This window comes from Aerococcus sp. Group 2 (assembly GCF_905125285.1).
In the GTDB taxonomy this organism is placed as follows: Bacteria; Bacillota; Bacilli; order Lactobacillales; family Aerococcaceae; genus Aerococcus; species Aerococcus urinae_E.
The window spans coordinates 201,689-222,672 of record NZ_CAJHPA010000001.1 but is presented as its reverse complement, the minus strand read 5'-3'; the positions used below and the strand labels follow the sequence as shown (position 1 = coordinate 222,672).

Annotated in this window: 18 protein-coding genes and 1 other RNA gene; 6 read left to right on the top strand and 13 right to left on the bottom strand. The window is 40.1% G+C overall.

The genetic code is table 11. The features are described 5' to 3' along the window. The first annotated feature begins 57 nt into the window (after positions 1-57). Positions 58-1,005, top strand: coding sequence for a 2-keto-3-deoxygluconate permease (locus tag JFU01_RS00960; protein WP_195855486.1), 948 nt, complete (start codon positions 58-60; stop codon positions 1,003-1,005). Positions 1,006-1,122: 117 nt separating this feature from the next. On the opposite strand, the gene JFU01_RS00955 is transcribed toward JFU01_RS00960, so the two are convergent. Next, positions 1,123-1,566 (bottom strand): Fur family transcriptional regulator, encoded by a 444-nt coding sequence (locus JFU01_RS00955; RefSeq protein ID WP_195855485.1) that lies wholly within the window; start codon positions 1,564-1,566, stop codon positions 1,123-1,125. Positions 1,567-1,665: 99 nt separating this feature from the next. Here JFU01_RS00955 and JFU01_RS00950 point away from each other — a divergent pair, with 99 nt between their 5' ends. After that, positions 1,666-2,493, top strand: coding sequence for a pyruvate, water dikinase regulatory protein (locus JFU01_RS00950; protein WP_111822476.1), 828 nt, complete (start codon positions 1,666-1,668; stop codon positions 2,491-2,493). A 145-nt stretch (positions 2,494-2,638) separates the two neighbouring features. Here JFU01_RS00950 and JFU01_RS00945 read toward each other — a convergent pair whose 3' ends face one another. From JFU01_RS00945 to hisS, 4 genes are all read right to left on the bottom strand, one after another. After that, complete coding sequence (locus JFU01_RS00945) at positions 2,639-3,253, bottom strand: RDD family protein (RefSeq protein ID WP_195855484.1); 615 nt, start codon at positions 3,251-3,253, stop codon at positions 2,639-2,641. 1 nt (position 3,254) lies between these two features. After that, on the bottom strand, positions 3,255-4,280 hold the full coding sequence (gene sppA, locus JFU01_RS00940) for a signal peptide peptidase SppA (RefSeq protein ID WP_195855483.1): 1,026 nt from the start codon (positions 4,278-4,280) through the stop codon (positions 3,255-3,257). Between the two features lie 75 nt (positions 4,281-4,355). Further along, entirely contained in the window at positions 4,356-6,125 is a 1,770-nt protein-coding gene (gene aspS / locus JFU01_RS00935) for an aspartate--tRNA ligase (RefSeq protein ID WP_195855482.1), read from the bottom strand. After that, positions 6,125-7,423, bottom strand: coding sequence for a histidine--tRNA ligase (gene hisS, locus JFU01_RS00930; RefSeq protein ID WP_195855481.1), 1,299 nt, complete (start codon positions 7,421-7,423; stop codon positions 6,125-6,127). The genes aspS and hisS overlap by 1 nt, the downstream gene beginning before the upstream one ends. A gap of 439 nt (positions 7,424-7,862) precedes the next feature. Between hisS and JFU01_RS00925 the strand changes: the two genes are divergently transcribed. Beyond that, positions 7,863-9,245 carry an N-acetylmuramoyl-L-alanine amidase gene (locus JFU01_RS00925; protein ID WP_230086919.1) on the top strand — a complete coding sequence of 461 codons (1,383 nt, stop codon included), beginning with the start codon at positions 7,863-7,865 and terminating at the stop codon, positions 9,243-9,245. Between the two features lie 80 nt (positions 9,246-9,325). On the opposite strand, the gene dtd is transcribed toward JFU01_RS00925, so the two are convergent. The 4 genes from dtd to JFU01_RS00905 all read right to left on the bottom strand — a co-directional run bounded on the left by dtd (position 9,326) and on the right by JFU01_RS00905 (position 13,651). Continuing rightward, on the bottom strand, positions 9,326-9,772 hold the full coding sequence (dtd, locus tag JFU01_RS00920; RefSeq protein WP_195855480.1) for a D-aminoacyl-tRNA deacylase: 447 nt from the start codon (positions 9,770-9,772) through the stop codon (positions 9,326-9,328). Positions 9,773-9,845: 73 nt separating this feature from the next. Next, on the bottom strand, positions 9,846-12,092 hold the full coding sequence (locus JFU01_RS00915; protein WP_070560077.1) for a RelA/SpoT family protein: 2,247 nt from the start codon (positions 12,090-12,092) through the stop codon (positions 9,846-9,848). A gap of 95 nt (positions 12,093-12,187) precedes the next feature. After that, a complete protein-coding gene (prmA, locus tag JFU01_RS00910) occupies positions 12,188-13,138 on the bottom strand; it encodes a 50S ribosomal protein L11 methyltransferase (RefSeq protein WP_195855479.1) in 951 nt (316 codons plus the stop codon). 15 nt (positions 13,139-13,153) lie between these two features. Beyond that, on the bottom strand, positions 13,154-13,651 hold the full coding sequence (locus JFU01_RS00905) for a hypothetical protein (protein ID WP_195855478.1): 498 nt from the start codon (positions 13,649-13,651) through the stop codon (positions 13,154-13,156). A gap of 218 nt (positions 13,652-13,869) precedes the next feature. Between JFU01_RS00905 and gpsB the strand changes: the two genes are divergently transcribed. The 3 genes from gpsB to JFU01_RS00890 all read left to right on the top strand — a co-directional run bounded on the left by gpsB (position 13,870) and on the right by JFU01_RS00890 (position 15,902). Then, positions 13,870-14,235 carry a cell division regulator GpsB gene (gpsB, locus tag JFU01_RS00900; protein WP_195855477.1) on the top strand — a complete coding sequence of 122 codons (366 nt, stop codon included), beginning with the start codon at positions 13,870-13,872 and terminating at the stop codon, positions 14,233-14,235. A 65-nt stretch (positions 14,236-14,300) separates the two neighbouring features. After that, an RNA gene (rnpB, locus tag JFU01_RS00895) (RNase P RNA component class B) lies at positions 14,301-14,656 on the top strand. A 103-nt stretch (positions 14,657-14,759) separates the two neighbouring features. After that, positions 14,760-15,902 carry a THUMP domain-containing class I SAM-dependent RNA methyltransferase gene (locus JFU01_RS00890; protein ID WP_195855476.1) on the top strand — a complete coding sequence of 381 codons (1,143 nt, stop codon included), beginning with the start codon at positions 14,760-14,762 and terminating at the stop codon, positions 15,900-15,902. A gap of 139 nt (positions 15,903-16,041) precedes the next feature. Here JFU01_RS00890 and JFU01_RS00885 read toward each other — a convergent pair whose 3' ends face one another. From JFU01_RS00885 to JFU01_RS00870, 4 genes are all read right to left on the bottom strand, one after another. Then, entirely contained in the window at positions 16,042-16,566 is a 525-nt protein-coding gene (locus tag JFU01_RS00885; RefSeq protein WP_060778315.1) for an AmiS/UreI family transporter, read from the bottom strand. A gap of 172 nt (positions 16,567-16,738) precedes the next feature. Then, positions 16,739-17,584 (bottom strand): inositol monophosphatase family protein, encoded by an 846-nt coding sequence (locus JFU01_RS00880; RefSeq protein WP_195855475.1) that lies wholly within the window; start codon positions 17,582-17,584, stop codon positions 16,739-16,741. Positions 17,585-17,626: 42 nt separating this feature from the next. Then, on the bottom strand, positions 17,627-18,889 hold the full coding sequence (locus tag JFU01_RS00875) for a YkvI family membrane protein (RefSeq protein WP_195855474.1): 1,263 nt from the start codon (positions 18,887-18,889) through the stop codon (positions 17,627-17,629). 188 nt (positions 18,890-19,077) lie between these two features. Then, positions 19,078-20,895 carry an FAD-dependent oxidoreductase gene (locus tag JFU01_RS00870; protein WP_195855473.1) on the bottom strand — a complete coding sequence of 606 codons (1,818 nt, stop codon included), beginning with the start codon at positions 20,893-20,895 and terminating at the stop codon, positions 19,078-19,080. Between the last annotated feature and the right edge of the window lie 89 nt (positions 20,896-20,984).

Below are 20,984 nucleotides of genomic sequence, written 5' to 3'. Positions count from 1 at the left end.
TAATTGACTTTAATGCGCAATTAAACCTATTTATCATTAACTATAAGGAGTTATTCAATGTACGATTTTATGAAGAAAGTTCCTGGCGGCCTCTTACTGGTCCCTATGCTTATATCAGCATTATTTTGCACCTTTACCCCCGGTGTTTTTGAAATCGGTGGGGCTACGCAAGCTATCTTTACTGCCGATGGTTTGAATTACATTATCGGATTTGCTTGCCTTTGCTCGGGAGCTTCTATTGATCTCTCCCATTTAAGTGTGGTCTTAAGAAAAGAAGGCGTTCTTATCCTAGTAAAGGTCATCATTAATATTGTTTTAGGCCTTTTGTTTATTCAATTCTTTGGCATGGATGGAATTTGGGGAATATCAGCCATTGCTTATATTGCTGCTATTGCTTCCACCAATCCTTCTTTATTCTTAGCCTTGGAAAGTGACTATGGGACTAAGGATGACATCAGTGCCTTTGGGTTAGTTGGCTTGTTATGTACCCCAGCTTACCCTATGTTAGTTTTTAGTATCTCTCAAACCACTGCCATTAATTGGACCCCAATTATTTCAACCATTATTCCTGTCATCGTTGGAGCGGTACTAGGCAATTTAGACCCTAAGATGCGGGATTATCTAGCACCTGGAGCAGCAATTACCCTCCCCTTCATGGGCTTTGCTTTTGGGGCTAACATTAATTTAATCGACGCTATCAAAGCGGGGCCACAAGGCGTGCTCTTAACCATTCTCTTCTATATTCCTATGGTTCTTATCATGGTCTTAGTTGAACGTTATCTCTTAAAAGAAGATGGGGTCACCTCCTTAGCTATGTCTTCAATTGCTGGGATGTCTGTTTCCGTTCCTGCTATTATTGGTGCAGTAATTCCAAGCTATCAAGAATTTGTCGCCTCGGCTACTGCTCAAATTGCTTTTGGGGTAGTTATTAGCTCGATTATTACTCCAATTATTGCCCGCAAACTTTATCGTCCTAAAGAAACGGATCAAACAACCTTAGCCTAAAGTCTCCCAAAAAAACTATCACTACTAGAGTTAACTAAAAAACTCAGTCTCTTATCAATTTTTTCTACCTTGACTGGCAGAGAGTCCGATAAGAGACTGAGTTTTTCTTATGCTTTATTAAGACTGCTGTTTACTTTCAGCTAAGCAGTCAGGACAGAGCCCAAAAAGTTGAAAACTATGCCCGTTAATTTCATAGCCAGGAAGCTGTTGGCTATAGTAGGATAAATCACCTAAACGAACGGGAACGGTTTTTCCACAATGGTTACATACGAAGTGATGGTGGTGGCCTAAGATAGGATCACAATGTTGACGGAATACCATCTCCCCATCAATTTCATTTTCTTCTAATAGATCATAATCAGTAAATAAGCGCAAATTCCGGTAAATTGTATCAAAACTTATATTAGGATGGTCTTTTTTCATGGCTTGTTGGACATCCTTGGCTGATTTAAAATGATTAATATCTTGGTCAAAAACCGCTAACATATCCGCCCGTCTTTGCGTATACTTATAGCCTAAATCATTTAATTGGTTCATAGCATTTTTTACAAATTCAGACATAGAGACCCCTCCCAATTTAATTTATTATAGCATGCATTTGCTTTATGGCCATGTTATAATTTGTTTTAAAACATAATGGATGAAATAGGATGTGTAATAATGACTGAAGAAAAACAAATTAAAGATTTTTATTTACTATCTGATGCAGTCGGCCAATTAACAACTGATCTCTTAGATAGTGTAATGGTACAGTTTCCTGATGTTGAAATCAATATAAAGAGCTTTCCTTTCATTCTTCATGAGGACTCGCTAATCCCTGTTCTGGAAGCAGCTAAAGACAATCAAGCCCATGTCGTAGTGAGCTTTGTTAAAGAAGACCTTCACCAAACCGCTGCTCGCTTTTGTCAAGATCATGGGCTTTTTTATTATAACGTCCTTCATCCCATTATTGAACTGATTGGTGAAGAATCTGGTACTCCTTCTACCCAAAAGCCTGGACAGCGTCACAAATTAAATGACCAATACTATAAACGTATTCAAGCCCTTGAATTTGCGGTTCAAAATGATGATGGGCGTTACCCTAACCGTTTTGAGGAAGCGGATATCGTTCTATTAGGCATTTCGCGTACCAGTAAGACTCCCCTCAGTATCTATCTGGCCTTCCAAGGTTATAAAGTGGCTAATTTACCTTTAGTCCCAGAAGCACAATTACCTGAAGAAATTTTTAAAATTGAATCCAATAAAATCATCGGCCTCACCAATGATATTAATGTACTAAATAAATTTCGTCGTGAACGCATGCGTAGCTATGGGGTAGATGAATCAGGGCTTTATAGCGCCGATGACCGCATTGAAAAAGAACTAGCCTATGCCAATGAGGTATATGAGCGTCTGCAATGTCCCATTATCAATGTTGCCGACCGTAGCATTGAAGAAACAGCTACCCTCATTCTTATGTTCATGAACTTCAAGCCCCAACAAAAATAAGCTGACAAATTTTCTAGACAAATATACTTTGAAAAAATTGAAAAGAGGTTGCGACCGATACATCGCAACCTCTTTTGTATAATCCCATAAGGAGTTAATTGATGACACACTTGCTAATCACTATGATTGGTATTCTTCCAATAACTTAACTTTTGGAGGGACTAGGATAATTAATTAAGTCCATTTGGCTGAGCGAAAGTACCCGTGTATCGGTAAAAAAGTCGATAAAGTTTTCGCGTTTAGGCGTGAAAACAATAACTAGGGCTAGAATTGGAAACTGGCGCAGGATGACTTTCCCTAAACCTTCACGTATCAGACAGGTTCCCAATGATAAGCGACTTTCATCAGCCTTAACTACCCTTAAGCGACAGAAAAATTTGCCTAAACTTTGTCCATTAAGGAGATAAGTCGACAAGGTAAAGTATAAAACCCAGATAAAATTAACCGCTAGGAAATTCACTAAATCGCCTTGTTCAAGTAAGTCTCTACTTAAAAATAGACTAGCAAGTGCTAAAAGGATACTTACTAAGGCTTTAATAAATAGATAATCTAAGCAATAGGCCAATAAACGTTGCCAAAAACCTCCATAGACCTGGCGGGGCAATTGGTCAACTGACTCAGAATAACTAGGAAAACAAGTGGTCTTATAGCCTTCTCCTGGAACCGATTTATTTTCTAAGCTACCTTGGTAAAGTTCATCATTTAAACCAGAAATATCAATATTTTGCTTATCATCTGTTTTTTTCTTTTTACCAAACATCTTATTCACCTCCGTAGAGATAATATGGACGTGGAGCTTGGTCTGTTAATTCCTTAACCGCTTCAATTTCATTAGCTGGTGTATCTGCTTTCCATAACTTACTCAAAGGAATAGCTTGGCTAAAGCGACGAATTAAACTGCTAAATTGTTGTTGGTCTTCATCAGTACTTACTAAGTAAACCCGACTACCCTCTAAATCGTGGTCAGCCTTTAAGGCCGCTAAAGCATCTTGACGGTAACCAATGGCATCAATCAAGTGCTTATCCAAGGCTTGTTGGCCTGAATAAATGCGCCCGTCAGCTAATTTACGGACTTCATCTTCATTCATTCCCCGGCCCTCGGCCACAATTTTTACAAAGCGATCATAGGATTCTTTTAAAATATTATTGATAATTTCCCGATCTTCATCACTAGGGTCTCTATACATCGATAATAGGTCCTTATGGTCTCCCGATTTAAAGACTTCAGGTTTAATACCATGTTCCTCTAGTAACTTACTGATATTAAAAGTGGAAAGAATGACACCAATTGACCCAGTAGTCGTTTCAGTATCAGCAAAGATCTTATCTGCAGCCATTGAAATCATATATCCCCCGCTAGCTGCCATGGACTTCATGCTGACGTAGATAGGAATTTGGCGACTTTCCTTCAAGTCCTTTAAAGCCCGGTAGAGCTCAACACTCTCGTAAACGGCTCCACCTGGGGAATCAACTTCTAGAAGTAAAGCTTTAACTTTATTATCTTCTTTTATTTTTTTAATAGCAGACAGGGTTCCTTGGTGATCATAGCTTTGATTAGCTGAAAACAAAGAGTTTTGATCTCCCGTATCAGCGATAGTCCCATTGACCTGGAGGACGGCAACTTGAGAATTGCTATCGCCCTCTTCGATGGTTTTATCACTAGCAAAGAATTTATTTGAGATCGCATCATCCAAATCAGCTTCTTTCTCACGTACAGCTGCACTTTGGACACCAAAGAATAGGATTAGTGCGGCCACAATGACAACGATCCAGCTTTTTTTATTCATTTTCCTCACCTTTTCTCTCTGACTAAAAGTTACATTTATTTCTTACTTAATCAGGAATTTTCTTGCAAGCAGGGATTAGTCAAGGTCAATTTTAGTCACTTCTAAATTAAGTTCATCCAATTGCTTGTCAGAAACCGGACTTGGAGCATCGGTGAGCACATCCACCGCACGACCATTCTTAGGAAAGGCCATCACTTCACGGATATTGTCTTCTCCGGCTAAGAGCATCACTAAGCGGTCTAAGCCAATCGCTAAACCACCATGAGGAGGAAAACCATAATCCAAGGCATCTAATAAGAAACCAAATTGTTGGTAGGCTTTTTCTTCTGAGAAGCCTAGAGCTTTTAGCATAGCTAATTGAACTTCTTTTTGATGGATACGGATCGACCCACCACCAATTTCATAACCATTCAAGACAATATCATAAGCTTGGGAATAAACCGATTCAGGTTCACTTTCTAAGCGGTCAATATCTTCTTCGTTAGGCATAGTGAAGGGGTGGTGCATGGCAGTATAGCGTTTTTCATCAGGATTGTATTCTAATAAAGGCCAGTCAACTACCCAGAGGAAATTAAATTGATTCTTATCCATCAAGTCTAATTCACGACCAAATTTTAAGCGGACTTCCCCTAATGAAGTATTAACTACCGAAGCTTGGTCAGCAGAGAAGACTAAAATATCGCCAGCCTCAGCCTTCATCCGTTCCATTAATGGTTGTGGGTTTTCTTTAAAGAATTTACCAATTGGTCCAGTTAGCCCATCTTCAGTCACTTTAATCCAAGCGATCCCTTTTGAGCCAAATGGTTTGGTATATGGAGTCAAGCCATCAAGATCTTTTCTTGAGTATTGATCAGCAGCTCCTTTAATGTTAATTCCCTTAACAATTCCTCCATTTTCAATAGCCATATTGAAGACTTTGAAATCATATTGGTCAACGATATCTGATAAATCAACCAATTCTAAGCCAAAGCGAGTATCGGGTTTATCAGAACCATAGCGGCTCATAGCTTCATCATAAGAAATCACTGGGAAGTCTTCTGTTATTTCAAGTCCTTTAACTCGTTTCATGACTGCTTTTAACATGTTTTCGACGATATCACGAATTTCTTCTTGGCTCAGGAAACTGGTTTCCAAGTCGACTTGGGTAAATTCAGGTTGGCGGTCTCCACGCAAGTCCTCATCCCTAAAGCAACGCACAATTTGATAATAGCGGTCAAAGCCACTAGCCATTAAAAGTTGTTTTAACAATTGTGGGGATTGAGGTAAGGCATAGAATTCACCTGGATGAACCCGGGAAGGAACTAAATAGTCACGCGCCCCTTCTGGAGTTGATTTTGATAAGTAAGGTGTTTCAATATCTAAAAAGCCATCTTGGTCTAAGAATGAACGAATGGCGTGGGTCACTTGAGAACGTAAACGGATATTATCTTGCATTCTTTGACGGCGTAAGTCGATATAGCGGTATTGCATCCGTTTATCTTCATTAACATCGATAGTATCTTCCACTGGGAACGGTGGTGTTTTAGCACGATTGAGAATGGTCAAATCACTGGCCATCACTTCAATATCCCCATTTTTTATTTTTGGGTTAATTTCCCCTTCTGCCCGAGCAACAACTTGACCTTGAACTTCAATAACGTATTCAGAACGTAGTTTCTCTGCCCGGTTAAAATGGTCACCTAGGTTAGCTTCATTAAATACTACTTGGACAAAGCCTTCGCGGTCACGCATATCAACAAAGATAACTCCACCTAAGTCACGTCGACGTTGTACCCATCCTTTTAAGGTCACTTCTTGGCCGATCATTTCATTAGAAACGAGGCCACAATAATTTGTTCTTTTCATTAATCATTTCCTTCTTTCATTGCTTCTTTTACCTGGTCAAAGTGTTCAATCACATCATCAATAGCGAAATGACGCTCTTGACCAGAAGTCATATTCTTCACATTAATATTTTTTTCCGCTAGTTCGCTTTCACCCAAGGTTAAGGTATAGGCGGCACCATGGCGGTCTGCATCACGAAATTGTTTCTTAGGCTTACGTTGGTTGAGATCAAATTCAACATTTAAGCCTTGACGTCTTAAGGCTTGAACAATTTGTAAAGCTTCACTCACAACGCTTTGCCCAATGGTAACCATATAGATATCGAGAGGATTTTCAACTGCTAAATCTGATTTTTGTGCTTCCAGTAATAAAATCAAGCGTTCCATCCCAATCGCAAAACCAAATCCTGGCACATCTTCCCGACCTTCGGAAAGTTCTTTCACTAGTCCGGAATATGAACCCCCACCACAAATGGTGGTTTCCGCACCAAAGACTTCACTATTAGTCATAATTTCAAAAATAGTATCTTGGTAATAGTCGAGCCCCCGAACCATGTTAGAGTCAATTTGATAAGGAATATTAAGGGCTGCCAATAAGCTTTGAACTTGTTCAAAACGTTCTTTAGAAGTTTCTGATAAATAATCAAGAATCTTGGGCGCATCTTTAACAATTTCCTTATCCTTGGGGTCCTTACTATCAAGCACGCGCAAAGGATTTTGATAAAGACGAGTTTTTGAATCTTCGCTCAGTTCCTCTTCATAGGGTTTTAAGTAATTGATTAGGGCTTCCCGGTAGTTCAAACGCGCTTCATTATCACCTAAGGAATTAATCACTAATTTCAAGTCTTTAACGCCTAAGCTTTCAAGAATTTCCCACGCTAAAGCAATGGTTTCCACATCACTAAGGGCGGTTTTCCCATCAAAAACCTCAACACCTAGCTGATGAAATTGACGTTGCCGGCCACCTTGGGGACGCTCATAACGAAACATGGGACTAATATAATAGACCTTATAAGGTTTAATGTGTTCAGGGCCATACAGTTTATTTTCAATAAAGGCCCGCACAATGGGTGCTGTCCCTTCAGGTTTCAAAGCAATATGACGGTCACCTTTATCATAGAAATCATACATTTCCTTGGTGACGACGTCGGTTGTTTCTCCTACACCACGAGCAAAAAGATCATAAGATTCAAACATGGGCGTGCGAATTTCATTAAAGCGATATTTAGCCATAATATCTCGGGCTGTTTTTTCAATGGCTTGCCAAATTTCAACTTGACCCGGTAAAATATCCACAGTCCCTTTAGGTTTTTGAATCATATCCTGCCTCCTTTTAATATTTAGTGGTAATAAAAAACGTCCCTATTTCTATTAAGAAATAAGGACGATGACAATCGTGGTACCACCTTAGTTTAGTAGTCTTACTACCCTTGTCGACTAACGCGCGATAACGGAATAGCTTTGCACTATCCACCTCAGGGGTTGTCTAAAAGTGTACGGAGTGACTTTCAGCAACTATCACTCTCTCTAAACCACACTTATCTAATGCTTTACTTGCATCCCCGTCATAGGTATTCCTTAGTAAGATTACCTAATTGTCTTAAAAATGTCAACTGATTTAATAAGTTTCCGCTGTTTTTATTAGGAATTTTTATTATAATGAATCATATGTATTCTTTCCAATTATTATTTATTCGAAAATCTATCATCTCTTTAAAAAAGGCTAGACTTAAAAGAAAGTTCTAAGGGGGTTCAACTCTTGTCCAAAAATTCTCCTTCACAAACAAAAGATAAGAAAAAAAATACCTATTTAGTTTTCTCTATTATTATTCTGACCTTATTCATTATTGCTTTTGCCCTGATTTATCACGTTAAAGTTAAGTCGACCAAAGAAGTGACCACTGGTGTTATTAATATGAGAAATGGTCCTGGAATCACTTATGATATCTCCCAACAAATTGACCAAGGAAGTCAATACCAGGTGCTTGAGGAAAAGCACGATTGGAAGCATATCATTCTTGACAATGGTCAAAGCGGCTGGATTCCCAATTGGTTAGCTAATGATAGCTTAGCTAATAGTGAAGAAGAAGCGAAGGCAGGAACAGGATTTATTGCCACGGTTTTATCCGACCAGGTTAACGTTTATCAAGATGATTCCACCAATTCTCAAGTGATTGGCCAAGCCAATGATAATGAAAAATATAATATCCTCTACCAGTCAGGTGATATGATCAATATCCAATACAAGGACGACATTGGCTGGATCCCCCAAAATCAAATTGAAATCACTCCGGGAGTCATTACCCATTCACCAGGACACCAACAGACTAAGGAAGAAAAAGCAGCGACAGACGCCTTCCTAGCTAATTATGACGCCTCAGTGACCGCTACCGCTGCCGGTGTCCATATCCGTAGCCAGGCAAGTAATGATTCAGAAATTATCTATAAGGGTCAAATCCATGAAAAATTTGCCTATCTTGGTCAAGAAGGTGCCTATTACCATGTCAAAGCCCAAGACGGTACGGAAGGTTACCTAGCCAATTGGTTGGCAGAATCAGATTCAACCGCCATGGAAGATAAGGCAAAATCCTTAGCCAATACCTCCACCATTAAAGGAAAAACCATTGTCTTAGACCCTGGTCACGGGGGGAGTGATCCAGGAGCCATCCGCGGTGATAAACAGGAAAAAAATGTCACCCTAAAAACCGCCCAAGTGGTGAAGGGACTGTTAGAAGATTATGGAGTTAATGTCTTAATGACTCGGGAAGATGATACTTTCGTTGACCTAGCGCCGCGTGCAGACATCTATAATCAGGCTCAAGCGGATGCCTTCATTAGTCTTCACTATGACGCTGCTGAAGAAACGACAGTATCGGGAACCACCGTTTACTACTACGATGACGCTTCTATTCCTTTAAGTGAAAATGTCCAAGCTCAATTGATGGAAAAAATGCCCCTGGCAAGCAACGGCACTCGTTTCGGTAATTTCCAAGTCATTCGTGATTCAAGACCCCCTGCAATACTGATTGAATTGGGCTACATGAGTAATCCAAATGATGTCAAGGCCTTTAGCCAAGATGAATATTATCAAAAAGTTGCCCAAAGCATTCTCAATGCCTTAATTATTAATTACCAAGAATAAAGTAAATAGTGACAAAAAAACTCACTCAGGATTTAAAAACCTTGAGTGAGTTTTCATTTTACCGAATAAAATCGTGCAAGCTATTCATCTGAGTCTAAGATAATTGTTATTGGGCCATCATTAATTAATTGAACCTGCATATCAGCTCCAAACTGACCCGTTTCAACTTCTAAACCATAGCTATTGCGAAGTTCTTCATTCAGTTGTTGATAGATGGCATCTCCATGGTCTGCTTTGGCCGCATCGATAAAGCTTGGCCGGTTGCCCTTCTTGGTTCTAGCATAGAGGGTAAATTGAGAAATCGATAGGATTTTCCCGCCAACTTGCTTAATATCCAAGTTCAATTTATCATTTTCATCAGCAAAAATTCGCATTTTGGCAATCTTTTTAGCCATGTATTTAACGGTCTCTTCAGTGTCACTATCATGGACCCCCACGAGGAGCACAAAGCCATGGTCAATGTGACCGACTGCTTCGCCATCAATACTTACACTAGCCTCTTTAGCGCGTTGGATAACAATTCGCAAAAAATCTTCCTTTCTATAAATCTTAATTACTCATCTATTTTCTCACCGATCACAGAAATTTTAAAGACATTCACTAAACCCGTTCAACATCATAAACATCGGGAACATTTTTAATACGGTCAATAATTTTTTCTAACTGGTCTAAACTTTGAATAACAATTCTAATGCGTACCTTCAAGTTATTGGTCTTATGGTCGACATTTCCGTTAACGTTAGAAATATTGGTTACCAAAGGTGTAATAACCTGCAAGATATCGTTAAGAAAACCGTTACGGTCAAATCCATCGATCATAATTTCTACCGCATAGGAATTATTGTGGGTAGCCGCGTCTTCCCAATAGACTTCAATCAATCGTTGAGATTGGACCTCATTCATATTTTGGATATTTTGACAGTCTTGGCGGTGAATGGTTACCCCCCGTCCCATAGTGATAAAGCCAATAATGTCATCACCTGGTATAGGGTTACAGCAATGAGCTAGGCGGAAGAGAACATTATCTTCACCTTCCACCACAATTCCATCATTGTGGCGAACGGCCATCCGCTCGGACTTGCCCCCCCGGCTGGATTGACCGTTATTTTTACGCTCCTCTTCTTCTTGGAGGAAATCTTCCAGTTTCGACTGATGTTCTTCTTTATCACGGCGTTTTCGTTCATTTTCAGTGATCTTATTGGCAACAGCGGAAGCGGATAGTTCACCAAAGCCCACTGCTGCAAATAAGTCGTCGATACTTGAAAAATTAAAGCGTTCCAAACATTTAGCCTGCATATCCTTGTTGAACAATTCATTAAAGGAAAAGTCCATCTCTTTAACGGTTTTAATCACGGCTTCCCGGCCACGTTCAATATTTTCATCACGGTCTAATAATTTAAAATGCCGTTTAATCTTATTTTTAGCCCGATTAGTCACCACGAAATTCACCCAGTCCCGACTAGGACCAGCAGAATTCTTAGAGGTTAGGATTTCAACAATATCACCGGTATGTAAGCCATAGTTCAAAGGAACAATCTTTCCGTTAACCTTAGCTCCTACCGTACTATGTCCGACTTCGGTGTGGATTTGATAAGCAAAATCTAGGGGGCTGGCTCCTGAGGGCAATTCGCTCACATCACCTTTGGGGGTAAAGACATAGACCTTGTCTTTAAAGATATCCTCTTTAACGCTTTCCACAAACTGAGTGGCATCATCCGAATCGTCTTGTAAATCCTCTATTTGATGGAACCACTCTAATTGTTTATCTAAATCGTCTGTTTCTACCTTATCGGTAACCCCTTTTTTATAGGCCCAGTGTGCAGCCACCCCATACTCAGCTACCTCATGCATATCAAAGGTCCTAATCTGAATTTCAACGGGTTGGCCATGTTCACCTAAGACCGTGGTATGGAGAGATTGATAGCCATTGGCCTTAGGCATAGCGATATAGTCCTTAAAGCGTCCAGGTAGAGGCTTCCAGCTGGTATGGACAATGCCTAGGACTGCATAGCAATCCTTTACGCTGGGAACCAAGACGCGGATAGCTAGGAGGTCATAAATTTCGTCAAAGGTTTTCTTTTGCTGGTGCATCTTTTTATAGATGGAATAGATATGCTTAGGACGACCATAGATATCGTATTCGCCATCAATAATGGGCTTGACATACTTATTTAAAACATCAATCGTCGCATCAATATAAGCTTCCCGTTCTTCTCTTTTTGAGTTCATCAGGTGAACGATCTGGTAATAAGCCTCTGGATTAATATAACGTAAACAGGTATCCTCTAATTCCCATTTGATTTGGCTCATCCCTAGGCGGTCAGCTAAGGGCGCATAGATATCAAGGGTTTCTTCGGAAATGCTGACTTGCTTTTCAGGACGGTGCCATTTTAAGGTACGCATGTTATGTAAACGGTCAGCCAATTTGACCACAATTACCCGCAAATCATTGGCCATGGCTAAGAGGAGCTTTTGGTGGTTTTCAGCTAGCTGTTCCTCTTTCGAACGATACTTCACCTTCCCTAACTTCGTCACCCCATCAACCAAAGTGGCAATGGTTTTAGAGAAAAAGTATTCTATATCATCTAAAGTAATGCCAGTATCTTCGACCACATCATGCAAGAAGCCAGTGGCTACAGTATCCGGGTCCATTTGTAAATCAGCCAGAATACTGGCCACTTGGGTGGGATGGATAAAAAACGGTTCCCCCGATTTACGTTTTTGTCCTTCATGCGCCCTCTCCGCAAAAGCACAGGCTTTTTTTATCATAGCCACTTTATCTTCAGGCATATATTGTTCACAGGAAGCGATGACTTCTTCTTTACTTTTGTTTTTAATTTCTGACATAAGAAGCCCTCCATTCTACAAGATCTTTTAGACAAACATCTAAGTAATATAAGTTTTATTATAACGCGTCTGAATGAGTGCAGGCAATTACTTACCTACAAACTATTTTTATCCTTATGCTCTCTACCTTTCTTGGCTAGGATTCCAAACCAATCCCCAGCTCGCATAATCCAAGGTAAATAAAAATCCTTAGCGATTAATGCTTCCTTTAGCTTGTCAACTTCAGTATAGTAGATGCCAGATAAGATAAAGGATCCATTGTCTTTTAAGTTGTCATAGGCTTGGGGAATGAGCGGCAGGAGGATATCCGCTAAAATATTGGCAGTGATCACATCTACCTGGTCATGGATACCGTTGAGCTTATCGTTAGACTGAACCGTCACCTGATCCATGCCAGCATTGAGGTTGATATTAGCCTTAGCAGTTTCGATAATGCTCTCATCATAGTCATAGGCAGCGACACTTTGAGCCCCTAAGCGTTTTGCCGTAATCGCTAAAATACCTGAACCGGTCCCCACATCAATCACCCGGTCGCCCTTTTGTAAGACCAGACCCATTAAATGAATGGCTAACTGGGTCGTGGGATGGTCTCCTGTGCCGAAAGCCATGCCAGGATCCAAATAAATCGCATTGGAATCAGCCTGTTGACTATCTTTTTCCCAGACTGGAACAATGGATAACCAATGATTAACTTGAATCGGTTGATAATAGTCTTGCCAGTTCGACGCCCAAGATTGGTCTTCCAAGCGGTTAATGCTTAGTCCTTGTGAGGACCAAGCAGGATCAAGTGCCTGTAATTTTTCGGCAACCGCTTCTTTTAAGGCAGGTTGGTCCGTTTCGGCTGAAAAATAACCTTTTACAATGGGTGAGTCTCCATATTTTTCTAAGACATCATCGGTTTTAAAGACACCAAAGGCTGAGGGAAGCTTTAAATAATCTTCGATATCTTGGATAGCGACCCCATTAGAACCGAGCGCCATTAAACAATCCGATACTAAGTCAGAGGGAATATTTTGACAATGTATAATTATTTCTAACCAGTCCATAATCTCACTCCCCATCTAGAAACAGAGTAAGGAAGCATCGTAACGATTGGCTACCTTCAAGTTATCAATAATGGTTGCTAAGGCTTTAGTGGACCAATGAATTGTCATTTGCTGGCGTACATTAGCTTCTAAGCCCCGTAATTGGTGAGCGGTTTCGTTAACAAGTTGGTGAATAAGTTGTAAGCAAGCGTCGATATATGACTTTTCAAAAGCATTAGGCGCTTGATTAGCGGGAATGACAATGTGGTTACTTTGACTATCATTCTTCCTAGCATGTTTGGAAAATGAAAAGCTCAGGGCATAATAATCGAGATCATTGTAGTATTGGCCAAAATGATCCTCAAAAGTCACGGAAGCAGTACGGTATTCACCAGCTGGGTTAGCAATAAAAAATTGTAATAATAGTTCTCCTCGCTGGCCATCTTCAATTAGGCGCCAAGGAAAAGCGCTGGGTTCTTTTTCTAGTTGTTCTTGAAGGTACTTTGCTAAGGAATAAAAACGTGTATTTGGCATGTCAATCTCCTTTTTAACTATCCCTTGCTCCCCTATTTTAAATAAAATGTCTATTGATTAGGAAAGCGATTTTTATAATTAGATTCATTATAGCAGTAATTGGTCAATCAAAAAAATTTCTTAATAATTTTCTTAAACCCAAGAGACCCAGTCTTAATAAAAGTTCTTTTATGCTATAATGGTTTTATTACAATTATTACTAATTTGAGGTGTCTGGAATGTCTGCTCGTAACTTAACAACCAAAGATATACTACAAAAAGAATTTAAACCTGCCTTGCGTGGCTTTAATACCGAAGAAGTTGACGCGTTTTTAGATTTAATTATTCGTGACTATGAATCCTATGAAAAGGAACTAGCCTTTTTACGTCAAGAAAATAATCGCTTAAAACAAAATATCGAAAGTGGAAGCAAACAGACGAACAACACTAGTAGGAGTTCTAGTCAAGCGGCAACGACTAACTACGATATACTCAAGCGCCTTTCTAAACTGGAAAAAACGGTATACGGACAAAGCATTCGCAAACAAAATGAGAACTATCAGGAAGATCCTGTTGAAGAAACACGTATTTACCGTAGCGAATAAAAGTCAACAGAAAACACTAGCAATTTAATCGTATTTACGGTAGAATTCTAGAGTTGAACATTGTAAATTTCGGGTAATCGCGGGTACCAAGAGGTATCTGAGGAAAGTCCATGCTCGCACAAGCTGAGACGCTTGTAGTGATCGTGCTTAGCAAAACCATAAGCTAAGGCTCAGACGGCGGACAAAAAAGCTAAGGACTTAGTCTAAGCTTAAGTCATCCTGAAAAGTGCCACAGTGACGAAGTTGAATGGGAAACCATTCAAGTGGAACGCGGTAAACCCCTCGAGCGAGCAACCCAAACATTGGTAGGGGCACTTGACGAATCGGAAATGAACGAATTCGTCGGGGCAGTAATGCAGATAGATGATTACCGATCAAGTAGCTTCCTGACCTACTTGTGAACAGAACATGGCTTATAGAAATTTACATCAGGCAACATAAGAGGCTGGAACAATGTTCCAGCCTTTTTATCATAGCGATTTTCATGTTAAGATGTAACCGACTAACTAATAAAGGAGACTATTATGAAACAATATTCCTTAATTGCCACCTGCGCTAGCGGGATTGAGGCCTTAGTATCCAAAGAATTAAAAGATCTGGGTTACTCAAGGGAAAATGAAAATGGCAGAGTTCGCTTTCAAGGTGAACTTAGTGATATTGCTAAGACTAATATATGCCTAAGAACTGCTGACCGGATAAAAATTGTTATGGGAGAATTTAAAGCGACTACTTTTGACCAACTTTATGAACAGACCAAAGCCATTGCCTGGGAGGACATCCTCCCCCTCGACGCTGAATTCCCAGTTTCAGGAAAATCAGTAAAATCTAAACTCCACCATGTGCCGACATGCCAAAGTATGGTTAAAAAGGCGATCGTTGACCGCTTAAGTGAGGTATACCATCGTCGTGGACATTTACCAGAGACCGGTGCTCGCTACCCCATTGAGATCAGTATTCATAAGGATAAAGCCCTGCTGACCTTGGATAGTTCAGGAACTAGTCTCTTTAAACGAGGTTACCGTCAAGAAAAAGGCGGAGCTCCTCTAAAAGAAACTTTAGCTGCAGCCTTGGTTGATTTAACCACATGGTTTCCGGACCGCCCCCTTTATGATCCGACCACTGGCTCTGGAACCATCGCCATTGAAGCGGCTATGAAAGGGATGAATATTGCACCTGGTCTTAAGCGGTCATTTGTGTGTGAGGACTGGGATATTTTTCCTAAAGAAGTCTTTGACCAGGTCAGAGACCAAGCGCGGGCTGCTATTGACCATGAGGTTCAATTAGATATTCTCGCCTGCGATATTGACCATCGCATGATCGAGATCGCTCAGAAAAATGCTGAGGCTGCGGGTGTTAGTCACCAGATCCACTTTAAACAAATGCAATTAGCTGATTTTACCACCCAAAAAAGCTATGGCATTATTATCTCCAACCCACCCTACGGTGAACGTCTAAATGATGAAGACTATGTCCATGACCTTTATGAAAAGATGGGAGAAATTTACCGACCACTCAAAACTTGGAGTAAGTATATTTTAACCAGTGATGAAAATTTCGAAAGTTACTATGGCCAAAAAGCCACTAAAAAACGTAAGCTCTACAATGGGGCCCTTAAGGTGGACTATTATCAATACTGGGGCGAAAAACGTCCTCGTAACAAAGCATAAAGACTAAAAAAAGACTGTCATTACCGCTTTCTTCTTCACTTAGTAAAATTGACTAGGTGAATAAGATTGCTAATAACAGTCTTTTTATATGCCGTTAATTTTTTCTTTTAAAGTCAGACCATGCTTTTTTATTCTAAAACTATAAAGTACTTGGCCAGTTCCCGGTGAGAATGAGCAAGGCTGGAATCCAGCAAGTCACTACCCCGGCAAAAATAGTCAAATAATATAACCAATCGCCGTATTTACGACCTAGATTGTGACTAAAATAGTTAGTTGCCCATAGATAACCCCACATGATCCAGTTAAAGACATCCCAATAATTACCGCCATTCCCCATTAGAATCCAGACAGCAAAGAAAATCGAGTTAAAGGTAACAAATATGGAAAAGTAACCCAGATTTTTGTTATCCCATTGCTTTATCCGGTTGACACCGTAAGATAAGTAGGTGTAGCCAAATAAAAGACCTGAAATCGCAGTATAATAATAGGTGGAATCTTTTTCAGCAAAGATTCCATGGACACATATCATGACATTTAGAAAGATATACAAGAGCCCAGTAAAAATATTAATCAGTGCGTTGGAATTATCTTCAACCTTATCAAGGTAGTTTAACCCATTGGAAATCAGAACAATTCCAGAAAACATTAATGTTATCCCTGACATTTGGACATTCTCCTTTGCTTGTTAATGTATTTAACTTAACTATAGCAATTTGCCAATAACTTTCAATTGATAATTTGCCAGGGACGTACACTCTGATGATATTGTATCTATTGAAACTTCATTTAAAGTATATTTTATTGAATTATTGGAGCGAATCCTGTTAGGGATAATTTTAAATACTATAGTTGCCCGTATCTGTATAAGACTGAATGAGGGGCTCAAGCTCATTAAAACAAGCTGGACTAGCGATGATAAAATTAGAGGGCCTAGTGTAATCAGGCATTTGATTAGAAAAATTTGAAAAATGAAGCCCCATCTCCTGAGCCATCAAAATGAAAGGCGCATAATCCCAGGGTCCCCCACCAGGGTTGACAAAGGCGCCATATTGACCCTTGATCACACTGATTCCATCTAATGAAGAGCAGCCATAATTGCGGATATCGAAGGCATTATCAGCAATATAATAGAAATAGTCGCGTTTGATATTATGTTGGGGAGAAATACCAATAAGAGAGTCTCTTAAACTAAGGTCAGCCACTGGCTCTAAGCGCTTACCGTTACAATACACCCCACCCCCTAAGCTGGCAGAGTATAATTCATCTCGAAAAATATCATAAATATAAGCTAATTTAGCCTGTCCATGTGAAAAATAAGTGACCATCGTGGCGTAATTTTCTTTTTGCTTAACAAAGTTTGCTGTGCCATCAATCGGGTCAATAATCCATAGATGACTAGCCTTTGGATCTACCTCTGTTTGCCCATAAGTTTCTTCTCCGATAATGGTCTGATGGCCAGGTAATTGCTTAATATGCTCTTCAATTAATTCTTGAACGGCTATATCGATTTCAGTGGCTAAGTCACGAAAATCACGTTTTTCTTTGGTTTTGTAGCTGGTATTTTCTTGAATGAGGGCTTTGATTTCAGGAAACCAAGACTTTACTTCTTGGTCTAATTGGTCAATATTCATAGTGATCACTCCTTCATTTTGATGATCATTCGCTAGCTTCGTCTTCTTCATATTTGCTCCAAACAGCAACTCCTCCTAATAATGGTTAAAGGCTTATTCCTCCGTGTTATTTTCTTCTTCATAGATGGTTTTACCTAGCTCTTGAACTTCTGCTTTCAACTGTTTATTTTCAACATTAGATTCATCATACAAGCGCTCCATATGTTTCTTATCGCGAGTATCAAAGTCATATTCCTCATCAATACGATCAATTTCATGTTTTATCAATCGGTCTCTAATTTTATTTTCGCGATGAATTTTACGGTAACGTAGTAGCCATTGAATAATTAATAGTGCCATCACAAAAATACCTAAATAACCAATTAAGGGGAAGAGATAGGCCACCAAGGTTTCAAAGCCGATAAATGAAAGAGCAAAGCCAATGACTACTAAGATAATCATTGCTTTTGAAAAATATTGTGGCTTAGTACGAACCACCCGTTTAGCGAGAGCATAATAGGTCCCTATAGCTGTGTTATAAATCATTCCGAAAATAATCAAGGCCATGAGCGTTCCCAAAATCGGATGAACCTTGTTATATAGTTCCAATAGAGGCATAGAACTGCTTGCAACGCTATTAATATTTAAACTGATAGAAAAGAAGGAAGCAAAGAGTAATAAGGTGACCAAGGCTCCCCCAAAGAATCCGCCAACCCCAGCTTGTTTAGGACTATATTGCTCACCTCCGATGACCATAGCCATCGACATGGCTAGCATGAGGGCTAAACAGGAGTAATTAATAGTGGAAATAAACCAATTCGGTAAGGTCGTTTCCTGGGCCCAAGAAATAGCCATCGCTTCATCAAAGCTAAGCGGTTGTTGAATAAGGGTATATATGAGCAGTGCGATTAGAAAAATGATAACAAAGGGTGTTATCGCACCAATCAAGGTGGTCACCTTATCGACATCCAAATAAGCTGTCGCGATCACCAAAATGGACAAGAGTAACGCCCCGATCCAAATCGGCCAATCGAACTGCTGGTTGAGGTTAGTCCCTGCCCCAGCAATCATTACAAATCCAGTACAAAAGAGATTAAAGTTAATAATAAAGTCAATTACTTTAGAAACAAAGGGAGAAGAAATATTGTTAAAGACTTCACTGTGTTCTTGAGCCTTGTAGTAGGATCCAAATTGAAGGAGAATCACGCCACCCACAATAAATAAAAGCGCTGAAAGGCAGAGACCGACTATTCCCCACTTACCAAAAGAAACAAAATACTGTAACATTTCCTTTCCAGAAGCAAAACCGGCACCGATAATTACTCCTAAATAAGCAAGCCCAATATGGACCATATTTTTAATTTTCTGATTTTGCATTGCTAAATCCTTTCTTATTTTCGCTTGCTTTCTTTCATTTACTTGATGAATTCTTGCTTGCTATTTTGTTAACCAATCCCTTCTCATTCTAGAAATAAAGGGCAGAAGTAATTGTTCCTTTCCTTAGTCTTAATAGCTATCAGAAAGTAACCATCACTTCTGCCCGTAAAATGTAATAATTGACTTAATTAAGCCTTAGCCATGGCCTGGGCTGCTTTACGCCCCTGGTGAATGATCCCTGAAATTGCTGTACCAGAGCCAGGATAGTAAGGACCAAACCACTCACCGGCATTAAGCCCCGCTGCATATAAGCCGGGTATTACTTGGCTGAAAACATCCAGTACTTGACCATCGGTATTAATCCTTAGTCCCCCAAGCGATCCCAGATTACTTGCTGAATTTTGATAAGCATAGTAAGGTGCTTGATCAAGGGCTTGGACGCCAGTTTTTCTTCCATATAAGGGATCCAAGCCATCTTGAGCAAAACGGTTCCACTCTTCAATCGTAGCGAGTAAATTTTCATAAGGAATCTCTAGCTTTTGGGCTAAGTCTTCCAGACTATCTCCACTAATCACCAGACCAGATTCTATATCTGCCTGGATATTTTCTTCAGTCCAAGGACTTCCTGGAGCGCCTAAAGTTCCCTGGTTAAAAATCATATAGGTTGGCTTAAATAATTTTTTCTCTTCTTGGAAAATTGCCCGGTAGTGATAGGCATAAGTTGCATCTTCACAAACAAAACGATCGCCTTGACCATTAACCATAATCATTGGCAAAGTAGGGACCCGGTTATCCGTTGCGTTACCAGTTTTTCCACAAAAATCAATACATCCTCCAAATCCACCAATAGCGGCCCCTACAGACTGGCCTAAGAGAATTCCATCCCCGGTATTGGTTGCTGTTGAAAGGCAAGTATTATATTTTAAATCATGATAGTGTTGGGGGCTTAAGTCACGGGCTAAGGCTGGATTATGGTCAATGGAAGCCGTTGCTAAGACAATCCCCTTATTAGCCAGGTAAAACTGTCTTTCTCCTGCCGATTTAGCCAGCAATCCGACAACTTTTTTTCCTTTATGAACTAAAGAAACTGCTGTGGTATTATACTTAATCTCAGCTCCCGCTGCTAAGGCCGCTTGGAGGAGGTGTTGAGTTAAGACCACCCCTTGACCTCCGGCACCGCCCCCTTCATAGACATGGATCCGATCCGCATGGAGGTCTTCTTCAATATAAGGAATATGGCTATGCCCATAAACAGAGGTCCAGTGAATGCCTAAATCTTCTAACCACTTGATATTATCTGGAGCGCCTTGGGCTAAATCTTTAACCAATTCAGGGTCAAGACTCTCTTCGCCTGCCTTTAACCATAACTGATAATGTTTTTCCGGGCTGTCATCAGTAAATTCGGTAAATTCTTTTTGTTGGTCAGTACCAGCAGCCTGGATGACACCGCCTAAATAATTAGTAGTTCCGCCGGCTATGCCTGCTTTTTCACAAATTAAGACCTTAAGGCCCGCTTGACTGGCTTCACAAGCAGCTGCTAGCCCAGCTCCTCCAGCCCCAACCACAATGACATCATAAGTTTCAGCTGGATCAAGGTCATCACGGTATGAGATGGCTGGCTCTACTGGAGAAGTATTCTTAGGCCCGGATTTCGATTTTTGACTAGCCGAAGAAGTCGCATCTATTCCATCCTCAACCTTAGCAAAAATACTAGGGTCTAAGGCATCAGCTGTTGATATTTTTCCTTGAGCGAGTGCAACCGCTTTTTCAACCGCGGATCGCAAAGCCCGAGTTGAAAAACTGGCACCAGTTATGGCGTCAACACTACTCGATCCTTTGGCTAGGATATTTTTCTTCATTTGTTCAATTCCTAGACCACCCACTAGGGCCTGGTCACTATAATCCACATCAAGCGAATCGATTTTTCCTAGCTTTGGATCAATGCCTACTTCTACTTGAATCGGGCCATGGAAGCCCTCCACCACCGCTTTAAATTTATTACTCATAATCACATAACCCTTTCTTTTTTAATAGGAAAATCTTCTTATTGCTAGTGTACCATGAAAGCACTTTCCTACTAAAGCAAACTAAGAAC

Excerpts from the sequence above, each read along its gene's own strand:
- JFU01_RS00960 (WP_195855486.1), top strand. The coding sequence starts at position 58 with ATGTACGATTTTATGAAGAAAGTTCCTGGCGGCCTCTTACTGGTCCCT.
- JFU01_RS00955 (WP_195855485.1), bottom strand. The coding sequence starts at position 1,566 with ATGTCTGAATTTGTAAAAAATGCTATGAACCAATTAAATGATTTAGGC.
- JFU01_RS00950 (WP_111822476.1), top strand. The coding sequence starts at position 1,666 with ATGACTGAAGAAAAACAAATTAAAGATTTTTATTTACTATCTGATGCA.
- JFU01_RS00945 (WP_195855484.1), bottom strand. The coding sequence starts at position 3,253 with ATGTTTGGTAAAAAGAAAAAAACAGATGATAAGCAAAATATTGATATT.
- sppA (WP_195855483.1), bottom strand. The coding sequence starts at position 4,280 with ATGAATAAAAAAAGCTGGATCGTTGTCATTGTGGCCGCACTAATCCTA.
- aspS (WP_195855482.1), bottom strand. The coding sequence starts at position 6,125 with ATGAAAAGAACAAATTATTGTGGCCTCGTTTCTAATGAAATGATCGGC.
- hisS (WP_195855481.1), bottom strand. The coding sequence starts at position 7,423 with ATGATTCAAAAACCTAAAGGGACTGTGGATATTTTACCGGGTCAAGTT.
- JFU01_RS00915 (WP_070560077.1), bottom strand. The coding sequence starts at position 12,092 with ATGTCAGAAATTAAAAACAAAAGTAAAGAAGAAGTCATCGCTTCCTGT.
- prmA (WP_195855479.1), bottom strand. The coding sequence starts at position 13,138 with ATGGACTGGTTAGAAATAATTATACATTGTCAAAATATTCCCTCTGAC.
- JFU01_RS00905 (WP_195855478.1), bottom strand. The coding sequence starts at position 13,651 with ATGCCAAATACACGTTTTTATTCCTTAGCAAAGTACCTTCAAGAACAA.
- gpsB (WP_195855477.1), top strand. The coding sequence starts at position 13,870 with ATGTCTGCTCGTAACTTAACAACCAAAGATATACTACAAAAAGAATTT.
- JFU01_RS00890 (WP_195855476.1), top strand. The coding sequence starts at position 14,760 with ATGAAACAATATTCCTTAATTGCCACCTGCGCTAGCGGGATTGAGGCC.
- JFU01_RS00885 (WP_060778315.1), bottom strand. The coding sequence starts at position 16,566 with ATGTCAGGGATAACATTAATGTTTTCTGGAATTGTTCTGATTTCCAAT.
- JFU01_RS00880 (WP_195855475.1), bottom strand. The coding sequence starts at position 17,584 with ATGAAGAAGACGAAGCTAGCGAATGATCATCAAAATGAAGGAGTGATC.
- JFU01_RS00875 (WP_195855474.1), bottom strand. The coding sequence starts at position 18,889 with ATGCAAAATCAGAAAATTAAAAATATGGTCCATATTGGGCTTGCTTAT.
- JFU01_RS00870 (WP_195855473.1), bottom strand. The coding sequence starts at position 20,895 with ATGAGTAATAAATTTAAAGCGGTGGTGGAGGGCTTCCATGGCCCGATT.